This is a genomic window from Xylanibacter sp., assembly GCF_057607445.1.
This window is the reverse complement of sequence record NZ_DBLZAX010000028.1, coordinates 1-18,841: the sequence shown is the minus strand read 5'-3', so window position 1 is coordinate 18,841 and position 18,841 is coordinate 1. Positions and strand designations below refer to the sequence as shown.

Here is an 18,841-nt window from a genome sequence, read left to right as displayed (position 1 = left end):
CTACTCTTGTCTCTGTATATTTCAGTATCTCAAAGATCTCTTTCTTCAGTGCTCAGGGAGCGTCAGCTCTCAAAAGCGGATGCAAAAGTACGGGGTTTTCATCAAACCGCCAAATGTTTTCTGAAAAAAGTTTTAATTTTAGACTGGTTTTAACAATCGTTCACATATTGAGTGCCAATATTACACCATTCACATTATTATATTTTACAAAAGAAACAGGCAGACTTGTGACACAGGAACGGGAAATAATACCGGACGGGATGGATGAAAATCATACGCTAATGGCAAAAACCAAAGGCCGATGGCAGAATTTAAAGGTGTTTGAATTCCAAAGGAAGAAAACTGCAAACTGGATCCGTAGAATTTCATTCCCAATAAATTTCTATGGAGTCATAAAACCTAAAAGCAATTAAATATAAAAAAATAGAGATTCAAAATTATTCTATGTCAGTAATAGTTTTTTTAAGTAAAACTTATATTGTGGTGTCGAACAATGTTGAGGTTACTCGGACTTACAAAAAAAAAAAAGAGCAGATATACATGTAATATATCTGCTTTAAAGCGGAAGATGAGGGATTCAAACCCCCGATACCCGTAAATGGGTATACCGGATTTCGAGTCCAGCGCATTCGGTCACTCTGCCAATCTTCCATAAACGAAAACTCAAATCAAATGCAGAAAACCAACTGCAAGGTTTAAAGTTTTCTTTTCTAACTCACCGCAAAGGTAATACTATTTTTTTATATAACAAAGAAAAAAGCAAATATGTTCAAAACTTGTATAACTTTTATGCCGATCAAAAGTCATTAAACATAAATGTTCTCGTGGTGTGCTTTAATATGAAAACCAGGTTATTCAAAAGAAAGTTTTGCTAGTCTAGCTTTCAATATTTCAGCTTCAGACAAACGTATACTTAACTTAATCTCACAAGTAGTATCGTACGTTTGAGATAATATTCTAGGCTTCATATCTTTAACAACTCTCATAACATTATTCATCATAACATATGGAAAGTTATATGTAATAATTTCCTCAACTTGCCTAGTTTCAACAACAGAATTCTCTATTGCTGCAGCCGCAGCTGTTTTATATGCAACAATCAGTCCACCAGTACCAAGATTAACGCCACCATAATAGCGAACAACGACAATAAGTATATCTGTCAATCCACTACTGTTAATTTGCCCAAGGATTGGCTTACCTGCTGTGCTGCTTGGCTCTCCGTCATCATTTGCTCTAAAAATCTTTCGCTCAGCCCCCAACATATAGGCATAACAGACATGACGAGCATCAAAATACTTCTTCCTATAAAAAGCCAACAGCTCCCTTATATCATCTTCAGACTCCACATGATGTGAAAAAGCGAGGAACTTACTCCTCTTTTCAGAATAAGTTCCCTCGCCAACATTCGTTATTGTCTTAAATTCATCAATACCCATTAAGTTGGTGTATTTATATTAAAAAATTTAAGTTTGTTCTCTTTAAACAAGTTTATGAATAATAAGTCCTGAGCGCAATTTCGGTTCAAACCAAGTAGCCTTAGGAGGCATTATCTTACCACTGTCTGCAATATCCATAATCTGTTGCATAGTAACAGGATAAAGAGCCAATGCCATACGCATTTCACCACTATCAACTCGGCGCTTTAACTCTTCAAGACCTCTAAGTCCACCCACAAAGTCTATACGTTTATCTGAGCGGAGATCTTTTATTCCCAATATTTCATCCAATATCAAGCGACTAGAAATATCAACATCTAGAACCCCGATAGGATCTTTGTCATCAAATGTACCTTGCTTAGCAGTAAGACTATACCACTTATTATCTAAATAAAGAGAGAAATTATGCAAATGATCAGGTTTATAAATATCTGCACCTTTCTCTACTACGTCGAAGTTCTTGCTCAATGCTTTCAAGAATTCCTCTGAGCTCAGACCATTAAGGTCTTTCACAACTCTGTTGTAATCAAGAATTGTAAGCTGAGAAGCCTGGAAACAAACAGCCATGAAGTAGTTATATTCTTCAGTACCCTTATGATTCGGATTCTGCTTAGCCTTTTCTGCTCCAACCAAAGCAGCAGCAGCAGAACGGTGATGACCATCTGCAATATACAATGCAGGCATCTTTGCAAATTCCTCAGTAACAACTTCGATATCCTTGCTGTCAGAGATAATCCAGAATTGATGACGGAATCCGTCAATAGGTGCAATAAAGTCATACTCAGGTTCTGTCTGAGCATACTTCATAATTACATCATTTAATACGGTATTGTCAGGATAAGCAAAGAATACAGGTTCAATATTAGCATTATTAACTCTAACATGCTTCATTCTGTCTTCTTCCTTGTCACGACGAGTGAGTTCGTGTTTCTTAATCACACCATTAAGATAATCATCAACAAAAGCACAAACAACGAGTCCGTATTGTGTCTTTCCGTTCATTGTCTGAGCATAGATATAATAATTATCCTTATCATCCTGAACAAGCCATCCCTTATCCTGGAATTTCTTAAAGTTCTCTGCAGCCTTCTCGTATACACGCGGATCATATTCGCTTGTACCCGGTTCAAAATCAATTTCAGGTTTAATTATATGATAAAGGCTCTTTTCGTTATCGCCAGCCTCTACGCGTGCCTCTTCTGAATCAAGCACATCATACGGACGAGACTCAACCTCCTCTACATACTGTTTCGGCGGACGTATACCTTTGAATGGTTTAATTTTAGCCATAATATTATTCCTTCTATATTACAGTTAAGAAATCAATAATTATTTATTTACCTGGAACTTTGTGCAACCATCCTTGAAATAAGCATTAATCTGTTTTGCAGCAGCAATACCAGCATTAATGTTAGCCTCAGCAGTCTGTGCACCCATCTTCTTAGGAGTGCTGAAGTAGCGTCCTTCAAATTTAGCAAACTCTTCATCTGCATCAGGCTTAATATCTGTAATATATTTCAAATCTGTACGCTCTTCCATAAGCTTTATCAACTCAGGTTCATTGATGACTTCCTTACGGGCTGTATTTACTACCATACCACCCTTCTTCATCATATTTACCAAATTATAGTTGATGCTCTGCTTTGTTTCTGGAGTTGCAGGAATATGCAAAGAAACGACATCACAGTTCTTGAATAATTCTTCCTGAGAATCAACAGCCTTAACGCCAGCCTCCTCAATAACCTCTTTCGGGCAGAATGCATCGTAAGCATAAACGTCCATTCCAAAGCCTTTAGCAACTCGAGCCACATTACGGCCTACATTACCAAATGCCAAAATTCCGAGTTTCTTGCCCATAAGCTCTGTACCGGCCTTGCCATTATAGAAATTTCTAACAGCATAAACCATTAAGCCAAATACAAGTTCTGCAACGGCATTTGAATTCTGTCCAGGAGTATTCTCTACAATTACACCTTTTTCCTTAGCATAAGCTGTATCAATGCTGTCGTAACCAGCACCGGCGCGTACTACTATTTTAAGATTTTTAGCTGCATCCAACACAGCCGGAGTAACCTTATCAGAACGTACAATCATAGCATCAGCATCCTTAACGGCATCAAGAAGCTGAGCTACATCTGTATATTTTTCAAGCAACACGAGTTCGTTGCCTGCACCTTCTATTTCTTTCTTTATTCCTTCAACAGCAACAGCTGCAAAGGGTTTCTCAGTTGCTACTAATACTTTCATTTCGTTGTTAATTAAATTGTTGTTTGTAAAATTTAAGGTTAAGACCAAAATACTTTAATGAACAAGAGAAGCACACCATGCCAGAGATTATATGATAATCAACCCTCGCCGACGATATGCTTCTCTTGCATATTCAGCATGTCGCATTTATTCAAGCGACACACCATTTCATTTTGTCTGCTACAGCATTAATGCTGAGCTTCAAAGTCTTTCATACATTTAACAAGTGCCTGTACGCCCTCTATTGACTGAGCATTGTAGCAGCTTGCACGGAATCCGCCGACAGAGCGATGGCCCTTGATACCTACCATACCCTGTGAAGTAGCATACTCTAAGAACGGCTTCTCAAGTTCAGCATACTCCTCGTTCATAACAAAGCAGATGTTCATCAATGAACGGTCTTCTGCATTAACTGTACCGCGGAACAGTTTATTTCTATCGATTTCAGAATAAACGATATCAGCACGCTCATGAGCCAATTTATCCATAGCCTCTACGCCACCCATCTTCTTAATCCAACGGAGGTTTTCGAGAGCTGTATAAATAGGAACAACAGGAGGAGTATTGAACATAGAGCCCTTTTCAACATGAGTCTGGTAGTTCAACATTGTAGGTATCTCTCTCGGAGCCTTACCGAGTTCATCATCCTTAACGATAACGATAGTAACACCTGCCATTGACAAGTTCTTCTGTGCACCGGCATATATACACTTATATTTAGCAACATCTACAGGACGGCTGAAAATGTCTGAAGACATATCACCAATCATAGGAACGTTTACATCAAGTTCCTTGCGGATTTCAGTTCCGTAAATAGTGTTGTTTGTTGTTATATGCAGATAGTCAACATCATCGGGGCAAGTCCAACCCTTAGGAATGAAAGTAAAGTTTGCATCAGCTGAAGAAGCCACTTCAACAACTTCGCCAAACAATTTGGCTTCCTTCATGGCTTTCTTTGCCCATACACCAGTATTTAAATAAGCAGCTTTCTTTATAAGGAAGTTATAAGGTACCATGCAGAATTCCAAAGAAGCTCCGCCGCCTAAGAAAAGAACAGAGTAACCTTCAGGAACATTAAGCAGCTCTTTAATAAGTGCCACTGCTTCGTCTATAACAGGCTGGAAATCTTTTGCTCTATGGCTAATTTCTGCCAAAGAAAGGCCGCTGCCATTGAAATCTAAAATCTGTTTCGCAGTATTCTCAATCACTTCGCGTGGAAGAATTGACGGACCTGCATTAAAGTTATACTTCTTCATTTGATAGTTTTGGTTTAAAATTAACAATTATACATTTTTTGCTTCATAGCACTTGCGAAGTTACGACTTTTATTTGAACTGGCAAATTTTTTTCAAGAAAATATATAATCTATTTTCTGTTTATCGCATTATTTTATCAACTCCACTATAGTTTTAATACCTTTTAGCTTTTCGCCGGAAGTTTTCGTCAATACGCTTTTCAATTTTTCACGACTCACAGCTGCATAAGAACAGCGTTCTTTAACATCAATGCGTCCTATGTCATCACCCTTTAGTCCTCCAATTTTACATAAGAATCCCAACACATCACCTTTTGATATTTTATCCTTTTTGCCCTTTCCGATATATAACGTCACCATTTTGGGCTGCGGAGGTGTTTCTATATCATTCGGCAATACGTATTCATCAGGCATGTCTTTTATATATTCAGGAATTGTTTCTTCCGGTCCCAACAAGAGAAATGCCCTGCCACATGCCTCCCAACGGCCCGTGCGCCCTACCCTATGTATATATTCATCTTCACCCTGAGGCAAATGATAATGTATAATATTATCCACATCCGGTATATCCAAGCCACGGGCAGCCAAGTCTGTACCAACGAGCACACTTGACGAGCCATTGCTAAATTTGTAAATGGCATCCTCGCGTGCCTTTTGGTCAAGTCCGCCATGAAACGCGCTTACAACAAAGCCTTTACTCCGTAAATAATCAGCTACACGTTCAACAGCATCACGATAATTCAGAAATACTATGCTGCTTGACACGCCAAAACTGCATAGCAAGGCGTTAAGAGCATCCAGTTTGTCCTTCTCCTTGCTTTTGACCACAAAAAGATTAATACGTTCAGGTATCTGCTCATCTGTAAGAAAATCAAGACGCACGACTCTGCCCATATTAACAAAGCCGGGTATTTCGTTTGCATCAGTGGCAGACAGCAGCACTCTTCTTTCCACATATGGCAACTTATCTATCAATGCGCTCATTTCCTCATGGAATCCCATCTTCAGACATTTGTCAAATTCATCTATCACCAGATATTTTATACCATCGGCATCAATATTGCCTTTATCAAGGTGGTCATTAAGCCTGCCGGGAGTAGCAAATACAATTTGTGGTCTAACCTTACGCAAATTCTTATGTTCGTCCATAGCTGCACGCCCACCATACAAAGGCATTGAGCGCAAGCCACATGCCATACGTGAAAACACATCATGCGACTGCAACGCCAATTCACGTCCGGGAACTACAACCACAGCCTGCACCCTGTCAGATTCAGGATTAAGCATGCCGGCCAATGGCAGCAGATATGCCAACGTTTTACCGCTGCCCGTAGCAGACAATATAACCAAATCAGAATCTGTATTCACCAACACGTCACCTGCCTGATATTGCATCTTGTTTAGAGATTCAATTTTTAACCTCTGTAATATATCTTGAATTTTCATAATGTCAGTCTTTATTCAAAAATCATAATATTTATCACTAAATTTTAGCACCTGACGCATGATTGCCGGCAACGCCGCTATCATAACGTCAGATCATTTATATCGGCAAAGATAATGAAAAATATTGATTATATATAAATATGTGGCAAATTTTATTATTAGATTAAGAACAAAATTTAGTCGGCCAATCATCTTAGTTAACATTACCAGCAATCCGTAGCACCCCACCAATCACCAATTATAACATATTCCGGCGACATACTTAATTTTAATTTCAAGCAGTCATCCACACAACATGACGGGCTAGGATTAAACTCTACTTGCAGAATACGCGCCGTCTGCGCCCTGATAATTTCACTAATATTATATTAATTTACTGAATATAAAAAACATATTATCAAGCTGTTACTGTCAGTCGTTAATTGATATATTTACACATAACGCCGAGAATAAAAACATACAATAGTACAATTTAAAACCGCGCTCTAAGAATGCTCTAACTAAAACTATGATAATTAATCCGGTAACATTGTCAATCGTATATATTACGATAAAATTGGAATAAGAACCATTCTCATCTGCATTATTTACAGCAAATAATTGATTAATATTTTAACAAGTCGTTTATATAATTATATGATGATTGCCGTAACACTAAGCACTATCATATCTTATTGAAATAGTATAATTATTAAGAGAATTCTTTTTGATACTAAAACACGTCTTAAGCCATTCAATATGTTATTACACTTATGTCACGATTTTATGACGAAATAGAAAATTAAGCGCTCTAAAATGTATTGATTCGGTAAAGTTTATTTACATAATCACATAAAAGGCATGCTTTTATAAGACAATTCAGCCACTTTCGAGGCACAAATCACCCGTATTCTGGCCTCAAAAAGCCGATTTATATTATTAAAAAAGGAACGTTTTGGCATAAAAACACGCCAATTTAATTGCGCACATCGGCACAACTCCGCATAACACATTGAAACTCACTTGTTTACCCTTGCACACAAAAACTATCTATTTTCACGGCCAGCAAATTTTAATTTTTAAATATCGCCGTCTGAGAGCTCCATCTAAAACCAAATAGAAAGCAATCATGCGATAGTATTGACATTATGTCAATTTACGCCATCAACATAAATAACAAGTTTTGGAATAAAAGAAAAGGAACAGAACACTGCATTTACCTATTCTAAATTTACGACACATTTACGAAAGCTAACAATCTCACATTGCTAAAAAAATGTTTAAATTAAAAGCAAAAACATGGTATGCCAATAAACAAATTAAATGAATTTCCGTATATTTGCATAATATAGGATTTGGCTCGGCAGTACAAAAATCAAAAATAAGTTTTTTGCTTTTTGCATTGCACTCGCCTTTCGCTATATTTGCATAATATAGGATGCGGCTCGGCAATGCAAATTCAAAAAAAGTGTTTTTTGTTTTGCATTGCACTCGCCTTTCGCTATATTTGTTGTAATCAGGTAGGTTTTATTTGACTATCAACAGATTGGATAAAACTCGCACGAGAACGGGCAATGGATAAGAAAAAGCCGGACTGTTCCGAACCGCCATATTTCTCATGCTTTCAAATAACTCTTTATCTCACTTGCAAAGATAACATTTCTTTCTGAAAAGGCCATATAAACGGCTGCAATCTTACGGAATAAAAACATATCGGGAAAAACGAGCATACCGTAGCCGAGTCCCCATAACCACAGGCAAAGGTAATTCGTGTTCTTCCCGTACAAGCAAGGCCAAGCCCTTCGGGTTCGTGGAAAAAATCATCCTCGCCCCGGAGGGCTTGCGGTATTTTTTCCCGAAGCCTTGCATGTACGGAACACGACCTTTTTAGGCCTGTAGTTATGGGAACTCCGGCCCCAGAAGCCGGACTAACAAAAAATCAAATGTTATGTTACAGGCAACAAAGAACAAGTACACGGTGGAAACACTCAAACCACTGAACATTCTGTACGATCATGAACACTGGCTGACACAGCAGGACGTGGATATGGCCAACGGCTATGTGGAACTGATAGAAAGGACACGCTCGGAAAAGACTCCACAGATAGGTGACAGACTCATCTATGTGGACAGATACGGGAAATATTACGGCAATGCCCTTATTGAAAACAATGATGAAGAGAGCGGTCGGATTTCCATCTGTGAAGAACCTTATATTCCCTTTGTATGGGAGCAGGACGCCAATATCCGGCTGAGCGTCAGCGGAGGGGCCTTCCACCATATTGACCCCAAGCAATTGAAATTCGTCAGATGGACGGAAGGTGCATTCAAGGACTGGGGAAACTGCGGAGCGTGTGCCAACGGTGCCGTCACATTCACGGCAAAAGTACCGTTATGGTCCTATTCCGAACCTGATCCGCTCTACGGTGATTTCACCACGGAAACATGGAGACAATATTATTTGACCAAGGACACGGGTCCGGACGCACGCAACCTGTACCAGGGCTACGACATGGCTTTCAGAACCGAAGAGGACTTCCGGCAGTTCCTGAAGGACTATGAAGGAACCGTGTTCAAGGGCAACTGGGAAAACCAGATTGTACTCTGGTGTTTCCGACATGAAAACCGGTTCCTGCCGCAGCACGAATGGGACAAGATAGATGCCCCGGCCATGGAACGGCGTCTTAACTTCCATCCCGAACAGGTCAAGCTGGTCAAGGACATGGACAGCCACATCACCTACTGTTACCGTATCAAACCCGAAATTGACAATCTCTAAAACAATACAGTTATGCAGACAACAGCAACAAGAACAGCAGGCAGCCACACTGACCTGCTTACAGGTATCCTGAACGTGCAAGTAAGGAACGAGGACAAAATTACAGAACAGGACCGGCAGTATTGCCAGCTACAGCAGGACCAGCTCTACAGGACACTTGACCGTATCGACCGATGGTATGACATCTTCAAGGAAGAAGCGGAACGGTATCGGGAAATCAAGAACTTCAAGTATGAGGATAACGGTAAGGTCTCCATACGGAATTTCTATTTCAACAACAGCGGGGAGGATGACTATACCCACAACGAATTCAAACCGTTTGACCTCATCAACGAGCTTGCGGACAACAACTGCAATGCCAACGCGAATTTCGCGAGTCGCATCATTTCCTATTTCAACAGGACCTACAATGTAGATGTACCCATTCCTGTAATCGACGAGAAGGCCATGCGCATGGGATTCCGTCCGGTCTACCAGACTTACGTGGACATGGTCATTGAACACCTCGGCGGAAAAAGTTTCCGTGAGACCGCAGAGGAAGAACTGCTGGCCCGTTTCCTGAAAACGGTACAGCCTTCCCGCTGGAGCAAGGTGAAGCCCGAACTGAAAAAGGACAAGATAACTTTCCCTGACATCGTATCCTGGGATAGCATCCATCTGGAATACCACCGGGAATATGAGTTCTCGTATGACTGCGGAAGGAAAGTGGACATTTTCTGCGAAGGTATCGCATACGGAGCAGATGACGTGATAAACGGTTCAAGCGGTATGGTCATCGGCCTTGACAGACGCGATGTGGATATAACCGAATGGTACAACCTCACCCTGAGCAACGCAGAACAGATCAAGTTCTACAAGAACGGACGCATCGACGTACGCTTCAAGGACAGCCAGGCCGCAGAGAACTGCTACAGAAGGCTGCGGCTGGATGAAATCACACTCAGAGAAGAGTGATTCATGAAATACTTATTCAGACACCCCGTAAGACATCCTTGCGGGGTGTCTTCGTTTCCAACCATTAAAAAAGAAAAGACATGTATGCCATCATACCCCAACAGATTCCTCAGGACAGGCGTGCCGAGATCAACGAGAAAATCCTTTTCGCCATAGACTCCGGCAAGGACCTCGTTCCGAAGGAAAGCATCTACAACTGCTACACGGGAATCGGAGGACTGCACAACCTCAGGCAGTCGGATTTCACCAGCTACCATGAATACGCCGAGGCCAAGAAGGAATTCGAGATGGGACAGTTCTTCACCCCGCACGACATATGCCGGAGCATGGTGGAGACCCTTTCTCCGACATCGGCGGAAATGGTACTTGACATGTGCTGCGGCATGGGCAACTTCTTCAACCATCTGCCCAACCTGCACAATGCCTACGGATTCGACATTGACGGCAAGGCGGTGGCCGTTGCCAGATACCTCTACCCGGAAGCTCATATCGAGAAATGCGACATACAGCTGTACAATCCCGAACAGCGTTTCGACATCATTGTCGGAAATCCGCCCTTCAACCTGAAATTTGATTACAGGCTGTCGCAGGAATTCTACATGGACAAGGCCTATGACGTGCTCAACCCTGCCGGAATCCTGATGGTCATCGTCCCTCTCTCCTTCATGCAGAACGAGTTCTGGGAAAAGACACGCGTGGCGAAAATCAACTCGAATTTCTCCTTCATCGGCCAGACCAGGCTGGAACATTCAGCCTTCTCTACGGTGGGCGTGCAGAATTTCGCAACAAAAATCATGGTATTCCTCCGCCGTTCCCTCCATATTGAAATGCAGCCCTACAACGCGGAAGAGTTTGTCAGCATGGATGAGCTGAAGAAACGCATAGCCGAAGTGCGGAAAATGAAACACCGGCTGCGCCTCCAGCTGATGCGGGAGTGCAACCATATAGACAAAGAAGAGCTGGAACAGTTCGAGTACAGGCTCGCCAAATACATGTACGAGCTGAAAGCCCATGCCGTGCTGAACAGGCATGTCGAAAAGGCGGAGGCGCTGGTGTCCAAATTCCGCAACCAGAAACCGCCGGAAAATGCCACCCGGGAACAGATAAAGGAATGGGAACGCAAGAAGCTGACCACCGGCAAGGTTCTCGGCATCATCCGCAGGTACATCACCTCGCAGAACGTGGTGCAGCGCAAGGAAGTGGCATTGGTGAAGACATCCTACGGCTTCAAGCTGAAGCAATATGCCCCGCGTCTGCTTGACAAGGTCACGCACAAGGCCGCAGGCATCAACGACCTCATACTCGGAAGGGCCGAACTCCCGATGCCGGAAAACGTCACAGAAAAGAACATGCGGCAGATCCGTGCCGCCAGTAAACTGATACGGCGCAAACAGAGGCAATACGAGACCCAGAATCTCCAGTTTGCGGAAATGCGGGAAGATGCCGGCCTGAAGGAATACCTGGACCGCACCACATTCATCAACAAGGACGGTGAAGTCTGCGAATTCACGGACTTGCAGAAACACGACCTGAACCTCGTGTTGCAGAAACGCTACGCCCTGCTGAACTGGCAGCAGGGTTCAGGCAAGACCGCCGCCGTCTATCACAGGGCGAAATACCTGCTCAAGTTCAGAAAGGCAAAGAACGTCATCATACTTGCCCCGGCCATCGCCACCAACATGACCTGGATACCGTTCCTTACCATAAACAAGGAACGCTTCCGTACAATACAGACCGCCGGCGACCTCAACAACATACCGGAAGGGACATTCCTTGTCGTCTCCACCTCCATGCTCCGGAAACTGAAAAGAGGACTGATGCGTTTCGTGAAACGCACTTCCGGCAAGCTGTGCCTTGTCTTCGACGAGTCGGACGAAATCACCAATCCCACATCGCAGCGTACAAGAAACATCCTGTGCATATTCAGGAGGCTCAGGTACAAGATCCTCGACACGGGAACAACCACCCGCAACAACATCGCGGAACTGTACAGCCAGTTCGAACTACTCTACAACAACTCCGTAAACATGATATGCTGGAGCCCGCAGGTCTACCACGAAAACAGGGACCACGAGATAGAGGAAGAGAACAATCCGGATTACGGAACACCGTTCCCCGCCTTCAGGGGGCATGTCCTTTTCCGTGCCTGCCACTGTCCGGGGAAAGCCACTGTATTCGGCATCGAGAAACAGAACCAGGACGTGTACAACAAGGACGAACTCTCCGAACTTATCGGCAAGACGGTCATCACCCGTAAATTCAGGGACTTCGCAGGAGAGAAATACCGGATACGGACACATACCGTCCGTCCCTCGGAAGGAGAACACGAGGTATACCGTGTCATCATCGAGGAATTCTGCCGCATCTGTGAGCTGTACTACAACAGCACGGGAGACACGAAAAAGGATGCAGGACTGAGACTCATGAGGCAGATCAAGCTGCTTATCAAAGCCTGTTCGGTACCTCACCTGATAGAGGGATATTACGGTGACAGTTATCCTTCCAAGACCCGCTATATTGAAAGGCTCATAAGGACAATACCGGGTAAGGTTGCCATCGGATGTACCACATTGGCGGCCTTCGACCTCTACGAGAGCTATATCCGGGAACATTTTCCCGACAGACCTGTATTTGTGGTCAAGGGAGATGTAGCCTTCAAGAAACGGCAGAGCATCGTGACCGAATTCGACTCCACTATCAACGGCATCCTGATATGCACACAGCAGAGCCTGAGCAGCTCCGTGAACATACCTACCTGCAACGACGTGATACTGGAATCCCTGCAGTGGAACATCCCCCGTATGGAACAGTTCTACTTCCGTTTCATCCGTCTCGATTCCAAAGAAATGAAGGATGTCCACTACGTCACCTACGAAGATTCGGTCGAACAGAACCTGATGGCACTGGTACTGACCAAGGAGCGTCTGAACGAATTCATCAAGACCGGTGAGGTCAAAGAACAGTCAGAAATCTTCGAGGAGTTCGACATCACAATGTCTGTCATCGACAGCCTGCTCATCCGCACGCAGGATAGTGAAGGCAAAATACACATCAGCTGGGGAAGCCAGCGCATAACAGAATAAATATGAACCGTATGAAGAAGACCGGGAGTTCCATTCCCACCGACAAAGGTAAGCCGCGTCCCCATCGGCTGAGCAAGGTCAGGCCGCAGGCGGTTTTCAGGAAAATCATCCTCGCGGAGCTGCGGTATTTTCCCGAAAAACCCTGCACAGCCGGGACACGGCACCTTGTTGAGGTCGGTGGAATGGAATCCCCGGCATCCACATACATAAAAGACAAGTAATATGGATCTGAACAATGCAGAGATTGCCGTGACCACACAGCATCTCATTGACATAAAGGATTACAGGGACTACTGGCTGCACCTGTCCGACTACAGCGACATGGGCGAGTTCCTGAGTGCCTGTTCCGACCTGTTTCCCGGGGAAAAGGAACCGGAATACCGGTATCCGAAATGGGAAAACATTCCGGACACACTGATCAGCCGTGAATGGCTCTGTCCCAACTTCTTCGAGATCAGGGATGCCCTTGAAAGGCTCGAAGAGGAAGAAACGGAGTTTTTCATAAGCTGGAGCAGAAGTTACGGATATGACATCACCACGGATGACCCGCACATGATGGTATCACACTACCATGACCTGTACGGGGATACCGTCACGGAAACGGAAGAAGACGCGGACACGGGAGAAGATGCCCTGATATACACGGGCGTATCAAGCTACTACTGCGACATGCTTCCATTCCGTTACGAAATATTTGATGACAATTATGACTAAAAGACAAAAGATATGGAAATCAACTTCAAAGGACCTGTAATGCCTATCGACCCATACTCGCAGCTGGCATTCGTGGAAATACTGAACATACTACTGACGGCGGGACACATCGTGGACGTGAACCGCTTCCTCATAAGCAGGAATGTCAATCCGCAGTTCGGCTCACTGTCAGGCTATTTCAGATGGTTGTTCGCCGGAGACCATTTCACCCTCTGGCAACGCACGGACTACAATTCAACGCTATGTTTTAACCACAGGATACTCGATCTGCCTTTCGGTGTCCTGGCAGCAAAAGACAGCGGGAAAGACAAGGAAACGGCAAACTGAAAATGAAACGATATGGAAACTACGGTAAAAATACCCAACCGGGAAATCGCGCTCGCGGCATTTGACAGGCTCCGCCGGGAAAAAAGGAAGGATGCCGCACTGAGGCTGGCCGGGTGTATGCTCAGAGGGACATACATATCCCTCGGCATCGGTGATACCGACTGGGAAATAGACACCGCACTGCACAAATGCGGCGGTGAGCCTAAAACCGGATACGGTCATATGGCACATTTCCACTTCGACGGCAAAACGGAAATGGAAACAGAGAAATATGAAAGGCTCAAGGAAGAGAACGAATGACAAGGGAGCGGCCGAAAGGTCGCTCTTCTCATTTATAAACGACATGTACGGGAAACAGAATCCTGCCGTACACAGGTAACAGAAATGGAAGAACAGGAAAGACTGACAATGGAATTCGTGAAATCGCTCATGGACAAGTCCTACACGCTGGTATGGGTGGACTACAACGACAATCTCGACAACTGCCGTGACACCATCCAGAAGTGTCTGGAAGAAAGGAGCTGTGAAAGTCTGTGGGAGAAAGTGGACGAATGGTACGGTGACGCCGAATGGGAAGCTGTCCGTGAAATCGTCTCAAAGCTGAAGGATGAATGTATCCGTTTCCATGATTTCGGGGAAGAGGAAGTGGACAAGTTCTTTCAAGAACACGAAGACGAAATCAGGGAAGAAATCTATGACAGAAACGACTCTGACACGCTGAAAGAACTTCTCAAAAACACGGATGACATCCCCGTGCGTGTCGAGATGCTGTCAAACTACGACTGCATCAATTCCAACTGGCTGGAATCGCAGGAAGGATACCGGTACAAGGAATCCTATTTCGGGGATATGATAGACGCGCTGAACCTCAATCCAGCCAAAGTGAAGAAAATGCTGGTGGAGAAAGGCTACACGGTATATGGCCGGTTCCCCGACAAAAAATACAGGGACGGCAAGGAACAGGTATCCTATGAACAGTTCTACCATGAACTCATCAACTCCTGCTGCGGTGCCAACCTGCTGACCTATATCGGCAAGGTAAGCCTGCAGGAACTTTATGATGCCGGATTCTCGCTTGGGGAAGTCATTATTCCCAAAGGCAACTGCTGCGGCATCTTCAGCTCCATGTACGGCGGTGGAAGTCTCCTGGAAATGGAACTCCTGAAAGATGTCAGACTGAAACTGGAAGTCAGGGACTATCACGGATTCCGCTTCCGTCTTGACAGCGAGAACTCAAAATATGAATGCTCCATCAAGCATGTGTACGGGGTATGCGATTCCTTCTTCGGAGAAAAGATAGGTCTTGTCGCTTCATAAATCAAGTATGGTCACTTAAAGATATCAAATCATGGAAAAGAAATATGCAATCATCCTATTCAAGGGAAAAGAATACCTGTGCGGACACGAAGACGGCTGCCATTACGATGTGTCCTGCCCGGTGAGGACATTCACTGAAGGAGAAGACGACTTCAAAATTCAGGAATCCGGGAAAAACCGGTCTGAAATGACATTCCGGTACCATGGAAAGGAATTCAGACTTGTCACCGGCTTCTACCCGAACGGATGGCCGGTTCTGAGTCTGGAATCACCGGACAACGGGGAACTATACACGGTACTTACCGTCAATCTGGAAGACTCCCCGGCATTCGGGATTCCCGACCAGGCATTCATTGACATAAACAACAATCCGGAAGCGATGGAATTCCTCATAAGGAACAGCCTTGCCGAAGATACGGGATACAGACGCAAAAGCGGATGGGTGGAATACCCGATGGCCAAACTGAACCTGGCTGAACTGTACCGGTTGTCACCGGAATCGTTCGAGAACCAAGAATAAGAATCAACAATAGAAATCATTAACCAAATCATAGGAATTATGGCAAAGTACGATGTAAGAGTAAGGTACACTTTCGAGGGTACCTACAAGGTCGTGGCGGAAGACCGCGACGAGGCGGAAAGAATTGTAACGGAAGACTGCGGTCTGGTATTGGGCGGAAACATCCACACTACCCGCGATGATGACGAGGTGACAGACTGGAGATTCAGCAGTCACCCTGACATGCAGATCCTTTCTTTCAGGGAACGGGTTGGCAAAGGCAAGGTCAGATACACGTCCATGTGTTTCAGCGACAGGATTGAAGAACTGCGTAAGGACATAATCGGAGCCATCAGGGAGCTGCTTGATACGCACGGACTGAAAGAAATCTCATTCTGTGACAGCAATGACGATCCGGTATGGGTCATCTGGTTCGGGAAAAACGGCGATCCATATGAATGCCGGGTAACGAAGCTTAAAGTTACGGAGGATAGTATGACAGTAATCGCATTGGAGAAGGAAAGCGGGGACGAAGTGGCCTGCTACACTCCCTACGACCTTGGAGCCAGCAACATTGATTGGCTTAATCAAATGTACGAAGCAGTAAGGCTTCAACTTGAAAATACAAAAGGAAACTCTTGAAACAAAAGACAATATGGCAACAAAAATCAATATGGACAGATACGTCTGGGAAGGATGGACTGTCGGAGCGTTCATCAGGGAACTGGCCCCGCAGGTGGAAATGATCATGAGCGGGCAAAGCTGGAGGGAACCTTTCAGGAACAAACAGGAACTGGCGGACTGGTGCAGGGACAACCAGCCCTATTACAAGAAAAGGATCCCTGAAGTGAACAGCTATTTTGCAAGGATGTATAACCTTAAATAAAAACAACATTATGAAATATCAAGCGGAAAATGCAGTCTCCAGCTTCTTCTATTACATGTGGAATGCCTGGTGCGAGGAAGAATGTAAAGTCGTGTACGGGGACATGTACCGTCATTTCTGGGAAAAATGGAGTCTGATGACGGACAAGGGTATATTCGGGGCAGCCGAACGGTTCTATGCGGAACTGACAGACCGTTACAAGGAAAAACTGGTGGAACGGGCCGTCAGCCTGTATGACGGCAAAGCCAGGCGCAAACATCCGGACGATTCCGAAATCAAGGTGTGCAGTGATTGCGGTTCAACAGAGATTGAAATCCAGGCATGGGTGGATGTAAACACGAATGAATACCATAGTGACGTGGACGATGACATCTGGTGTTCCCGGTGCGAGGACAATGTGGAGACCTGCTCCAAACAATCCTTTCTGGAAAAGATGCAGGAATGGTGGAAATCCAACAGCACCGATAACCTTGAATACCTGACCGGATTCAAGACATCCGATTTCCCTTCAGCCAATTCCGGACAGACATTCGCCGAGGCCGCCGACGAATGGTGGAACGACAAGAACTATGACGAGAAGAGGAACATATACCTGACAAATAACTAAAGACAACGGCTATGGCACGGAATATCATTGACCTGATCTGCAACTCATGCAGTTGCGGCAAGGAAGAGGCACAGGAATATTTGGACGACGAGATAAGGAACCTGCAGGAACTTCAGGCAGACAACGACCTGAGAGGCGAAGACTTCGAAATCGCGTGCAGCAACCTCGGACTCGACCAGGACTGGCAGATATATTTCATCAACCGTCTTGCAGGACTTTAATATCTACAACTATGACTTATTTTCAGAACATACAATCACTGGCGGACCTGAAAAAGGAATACCGCCGTCTGGCAATGCTTCACCACCCGGACAAGGGTGGTGATACTGCCCTCATGCAGCAGGTGAACACCGAATTCGGAAAGCTGTTCGAGGTCTGGAAAGACAATCCCTGCGTTTCCACAGCCCCGACAGGCTACGAACACGACTTTCAGGGTGCCACCGCAAAGGAATACACCGAATACGTGTACAATGAATACCGCTGGAAAGGGCGCAACTACAACGGACAGTCCGCGCCGGAAATCACGGAACTGGTCAGGGCATGGCTCAAGGAGACCTATCCGAGATACACCTTCTCGGTCCGCAGGGACGGATACAACTCAATCCTTATCCGGTTGATGAAAGCAGACTTCGAGGCTTTCACCAGAGAATCCGGAAAGGTACAGGGAGACATCAACCACTACAACATCCAGGCATCGGACAGTCTGACCGACCGGGCCAAGGAGGTGATGACAAATATCAGGGACTTTGTCATGTCGTACAACTTTGATGAAAGCGACCCCATGACGGACTATTTCCACACCAACTTATACCTAACGCTCGGAATTGGCAGCTACAGACAGCCGTACCGGATGGAACTGCCGAAGATTACGGGAAAAGACAGTCCTGAAGTGTTCAGGTTTCCCGAAGGACCTGCACACAAGGCTATGCGCCAGGCACTGGGCAAGGCGCGTTTCGGCTTCATCGAGAGCCGGAAGCATATCGGGGAAATGATACTCGGAGAAGACTTTTACGGCTCACAGGGCGAACATTATTTCTGGCCCAAAGAGTATTCAAGCGCGAAGACGGCACAGAAACGTATCGGAAAACTGGAGGCTGCCGGAATGCGCTGCGAACTGACTGGCTGCAACAGCGGATACATACTTCTGCTCGGATATACTCCGGAGATGGAAAGCAGTCTGGAACGGGAAAGGCAGGAATATGCCACGGCATACCGGAAGTGGGTGTCAGAACACGGCATATCCCCAAATACGGGAACAGTACACCAGAACATTTCAAATCCAATCAGACAGATACAATTATGACAAACA

General features: G+C 44.8%; 20 protein-coding genes and 1 tRNA gene. 15 read left to right on the top strand and 6 right to left on the bottom strand.

Annotation, left to right across the window (positions count from 1 at the left end):
- On the top strand, positions 1 to 413 hold a 413-nt coding region (locus tag ACZMIG_RS14330; RefSeq protein ID WP_487889732.1), incomplete at its 5' end, for a hypothetical protein.
- A gap of 149 nt (positions 414 to 562) precedes the next feature.
- Here ACZMIG_RS14330 and ACZMIG_RS14325 read toward each other — a convergent pair.
- The 6 genes from ACZMIG_RS14325 to ACZMIG_RS14300 form a co-directional block, all read right to left on the bottom strand.
- Positions 563 to 651 (bottom strand) — tRNA-Ser (locus ACZMIG_RS14325).
- A 200-nt stretch (positions 652 to 851) separates the two neighbouring features.
- Entirely contained in the window at positions 852 to 1,439 is a 588-nt protein-coding gene (locus ACZMIG_RS14320; RefSeq protein WP_021854353.1) for an IMPACT family protein, read from the bottom strand.
- A 42-nt stretch (positions 1,440 to 1,481) separates the two neighbouring features.
- The gene (locus tag ACZMIG_RS14315; RefSeq protein WP_021854352.1) at positions 1,482 to 2,729 is read right to left on the bottom strand and encodes a DUF1015 domain-containing protein; all 1,248 of its coding nucleotides are present in this window, start codon (positions 2,727 to 2,729) and stop codon (positions 1,482 to 1,484) included.
- Between the two features lie 39 nt (positions 2,730 to 2,768).
- Positions 2,769 to 3,686: an NAD(P)-dependent oxidoreductase gene (locus ACZMIG_RS14310; RefSeq protein ID WP_021854351.1), complete on the bottom strand. Its 918-nt coding sequence runs from the start codon at positions 3,684 to 3,686 to the stop codon at positions 2,769 to 2,771.
- 188 nt (positions 3,687 to 3,874) lie between these two features.
- The gene (serC, locus tag ACZMIG_RS14305; RefSeq protein WP_021854350.1) at positions 3,875 to 4,942 is read right to left on the bottom strand and encodes a 3-phosphoserine/phosphohydroxythreonine transaminase; all 1,068 of its coding nucleotides are present in this window, start codon (positions 4,940 to 4,942) and stop codon (positions 3,875 to 3,877) included.
- Between the two features lie 128 nt (positions 4,943 to 5,070).
- Entirely contained in the window at positions 5,071 to 6,387 is a 1,317-nt protein-coding gene (locus tag ACZMIG_RS14300) for a DEAD/DEAH box helicase (protein WP_053398779.1), read from the bottom strand.
- A gap of 1,927 nt (positions 6,388 to 8,314) precedes the next feature.
- Here ACZMIG_RS14300 and ACZMIG_RS14295 point away from each other — a divergent pair.
- From ACZMIG_RS14295 to ACZMIG_RS14230, 14 genes are all read left to right on the top strand, one after another.
- Positions 8,315 to 9,145 (top strand): DUF4121 family protein, encoded by an 831-nt coding sequence (locus ACZMIG_RS14295; RefSeq protein WP_195609015.1) that lies wholly within the window; start codon positions 8,315 to 8,317, stop codon positions 9,143 to 9,145.
- A gap of 12 nt (positions 9,146 to 9,157) precedes the next feature.
- Complete coding sequence (locus ACZMIG_RS14290; RefSeq protein WP_487889731.1) at positions 9,158 to 10,099, top strand: hypothetical protein; 942 nt, start codon at positions 9,158 to 9,160, stop codon at positions 10,097 to 10,099.
- Positions 10,100 to 10,179: 80 nt separating this feature from the next.
- Positions 10,180 to 13,182: an N-6 DNA methylase gene (locus tag ACZMIG_RS14285; RefSeq protein ID WP_487889730.1), complete on the top strand. Its 3,003-nt coding sequence runs from the start codon at positions 10,180 to 10,182 to the stop codon at positions 13,180 to 13,182.
- A gap of 11 nt (positions 13,183 to 13,193) precedes the next feature.
- Entirely contained in the window at positions 13,194 to 13,403 is a 210-nt protein-coding gene (locus ACZMIG_RS14280; protein ID WP_225226238.1) for a hypothetical protein, read from the top strand.
- Between the two features lies 1 nt (position 13,404).
- Positions 13,405 to 13,896: a hypothetical protein gene (locus ACZMIG_RS14275; RefSeq protein WP_055300431.1), complete on the top strand. Its 492-nt coding sequence runs from the start codon at positions 13,405 to 13,407 to the stop codon at positions 13,894 to 13,896.
- Positions 13,897 to 13,908: 12 nt separating this feature from the next.
- A complete protein-coding gene (locus tag ACZMIG_RS14270; protein WP_487889729.1) occupies positions 13,909 to 14,223 on the top strand; it encodes a DUF8466 domain-containing protein in 315 nt (104 codons plus the stop codon).
- A 12-nt stretch (positions 14,224 to 14,235) separates the two neighbouring features.
- Entirely contained in the window at positions 14,236 to 14,523 is a 288-nt protein-coding gene (locus ACZMIG_RS14265; RefSeq protein WP_195398187.1) for a hypothetical protein, read from the top strand.
- An 84-nt stretch (positions 14,524 to 14,607) separates the two neighbouring features.
- Positions 14,608 to 15,540, top strand: a complete 933-nt coding sequence (locus tag ACZMIG_RS14260; RefSeq protein WP_005801755.1) for a hypothetical protein — start codon at positions 14,608 to 14,610, stop codon at positions 15,538 to 15,540.
- 31 nt (positions 15,541 to 15,571) lie between these two features.
- On the top strand, positions 15,572 to 16,060 hold the full coding sequence (locus ACZMIG_RS14255; protein WP_487889728.1) for a DUF4313 domain-containing protein: 489 nt from the start codon (positions 15,572 to 15,574) through the stop codon (positions 16,058 to 16,060).
- A gap of 39 nt (positions 16,061 to 16,099) precedes the next feature.
- Positions 16,100 to 16,681 carry a hypothetical protein gene (locus tag ACZMIG_RS14250; RefSeq protein ID WP_202192459.1) on the top strand — a complete coding sequence of 194 codons (582 nt, stop codon included), beginning with the start codon at positions 16,100 to 16,102 and terminating at the stop codon, positions 16,679 to 16,681.
- A 13-nt stretch (positions 16,682 to 16,694) separates the two neighbouring features.
- Positions 16,695 to 16,925, top strand: coding sequence for a hypothetical protein (locus ACZMIG_RS14245; RefSeq protein WP_005801758.1), 231 nt, complete (start codon positions 16,695 to 16,697; stop codon positions 16,923 to 16,925).
- A 10-nt stretch (positions 16,926 to 16,935) separates the two neighbouring features.
- On the top strand, positions 16,936 to 17,532 hold the full coding sequence (locus tag ACZMIG_RS14240) for a hypothetical protein (protein WP_487889727.1): 597 nt from the start codon (positions 16,936 to 16,938) through the stop codon (positions 17,530 to 17,532).
- Positions 17,533 to 17,543: 11 nt separating this feature from the next.
- Positions 17,544 to 17,753: a hypothetical protein gene (locus ACZMIG_RS14235; RefSeq protein ID WP_022460391.1), complete on the top strand. Its 210-nt coding sequence runs from the start codon at positions 17,544 to 17,546 to the stop codon at positions 17,751 to 17,753.
- Positions 17,754 to 17,764: 11 nt separating this feature from the next.
- Positions 17,765 to 18,835 (top strand): LPD29 domain-containing protein, encoded by a 1,071-nt coding sequence (locus ACZMIG_RS14230; protein ID WP_487889726.1) that lies wholly within the window; start codon positions 17,765 to 17,767, stop codon positions 18,833 to 18,835.
- Positions 18,836 to 18,841: the final 6 nt, after the last annotated feature.

Excerpts from the sequence above, each read along its gene's own strand:
- ACZMIG_RS14320 (WP_021854353.1), bottom strand. The coding sequence starts at position 1,439 with ATGGGTATTGATGAATTTAAGACAATAACGAATGTTGGCGAGGGAACT.
- ACZMIG_RS14315 (WP_021854352.1), bottom strand. The coding sequence starts at position 2,729 with ATGGCTAAAATTAAACCATTCAAAGGTATACGTCCGCCGAAACAGTAT.
- ACZMIG_RS14310 (WP_021854351.1), bottom strand. The coding sequence starts at position 3,686 with ATGAAAGTATTAGTAGCAACTGAGAAACCCTTTGCAGCTGTTGCTGTT.
- serC (WP_021854350.1), bottom strand. The coding sequence starts at position 4,942 with ATGAAGAAGTATAACTTTAATGCAGGTCCGTCAATTCTTCCACGCGAA.
- ACZMIG_RS14300 (WP_053398779.1), bottom strand. The coding sequence starts at position 6,387 with ATGAAAATTCAAGATATATTACAGAGGTTAAAAATTGAATCTCTAAAC.
- ACZMIG_RS14295 (WP_195609015.1), top strand. The coding sequence starts at position 8,315 with ATGTTACAGGCAACAAAGAACAAGTACACGGTGGAAACACTCAAACCA.
- ACZMIG_RS14290 (WP_487889731.1), top strand. The coding sequence starts at position 9,158 with ATGCAGACAACAGCAACAAGAACAGCAGGCAGCCACACTGACCTGCTT.
- ACZMIG_RS14285 (WP_487889730.1), top strand. The coding sequence starts at position 10,180 with ATGTATGCCATCATACCCCAACAGATTCCTCAGGACAGGCGTGCCGAG.
- ACZMIG_RS14280 (WP_225226238.1), top strand. The coding sequence starts at position 13,194 with ATGAAGAAGACCGGGAGTTCCATTCCCACCGACAAAGGTAAGCCGCGT.
- ACZMIG_RS14275 (WP_055300431.1), top strand. The coding sequence starts at position 13,405 with ATGGATCTGAACAATGCAGAGATTGCCGTGACCACACAGCATCTCATT.
- ACZMIG_RS14270 (WP_487889729.1), top strand. The coding sequence starts at position 13,909 with ATGGAAATCAACTTCAAAGGACCTGTAATGCCTATCGACCCATACTCG.
- ACZMIG_RS14265 (WP_195398187.1), top strand. The coding sequence starts at position 14,236 with ATGGAAACTACGGTAAAAATACCCAACCGGGAAATCGCGCTCGCGGCA.
- ACZMIG_RS14260 (WP_005801755.1), top strand. The coding sequence starts at position 14,608 with ATGGAAGAACAGGAAAGACTGACAATGGAATTCGTGAAATCGCTCATG.
- ACZMIG_RS14255 (WP_487889728.1), top strand. The coding sequence starts at position 15,572 with ATGGAAAAGAAATATGCAATCATCCTATTCAAGGGAAAAGAATACCTG.
- ACZMIG_RS14250 (WP_202192459.1), top strand. The coding sequence starts at position 16,100 with ATGGCAAAGTACGATGTAAGAGTAAGGTACACTTTCGAGGGTACCTAC.
- ACZMIG_RS14245 (WP_005801758.1), top strand. The coding sequence starts at position 16,695 with ATGGCAACAAAAATCAATATGGACAGATACGTCTGGGAAGGATGGACT.
- ACZMIG_RS14240 (WP_487889727.1), top strand. The coding sequence starts at position 16,936 with ATGAAATATCAAGCGGAAAATGCAGTCTCCAGCTTCTTCTATTACATG.
- ACZMIG_RS14235 (WP_022460391.1), top strand. The coding sequence starts at position 17,544 with ATGGCACGGAATATCATTGACCTGATCTGCAACTCATGCAGTTGCGGC.
- ACZMIG_RS14230 (WP_487889726.1), top strand. The coding sequence starts at position 17,765 with ATGACTTATTTTCAGAACATACAATCACTGGCGGACCTGAAAAAGGAA.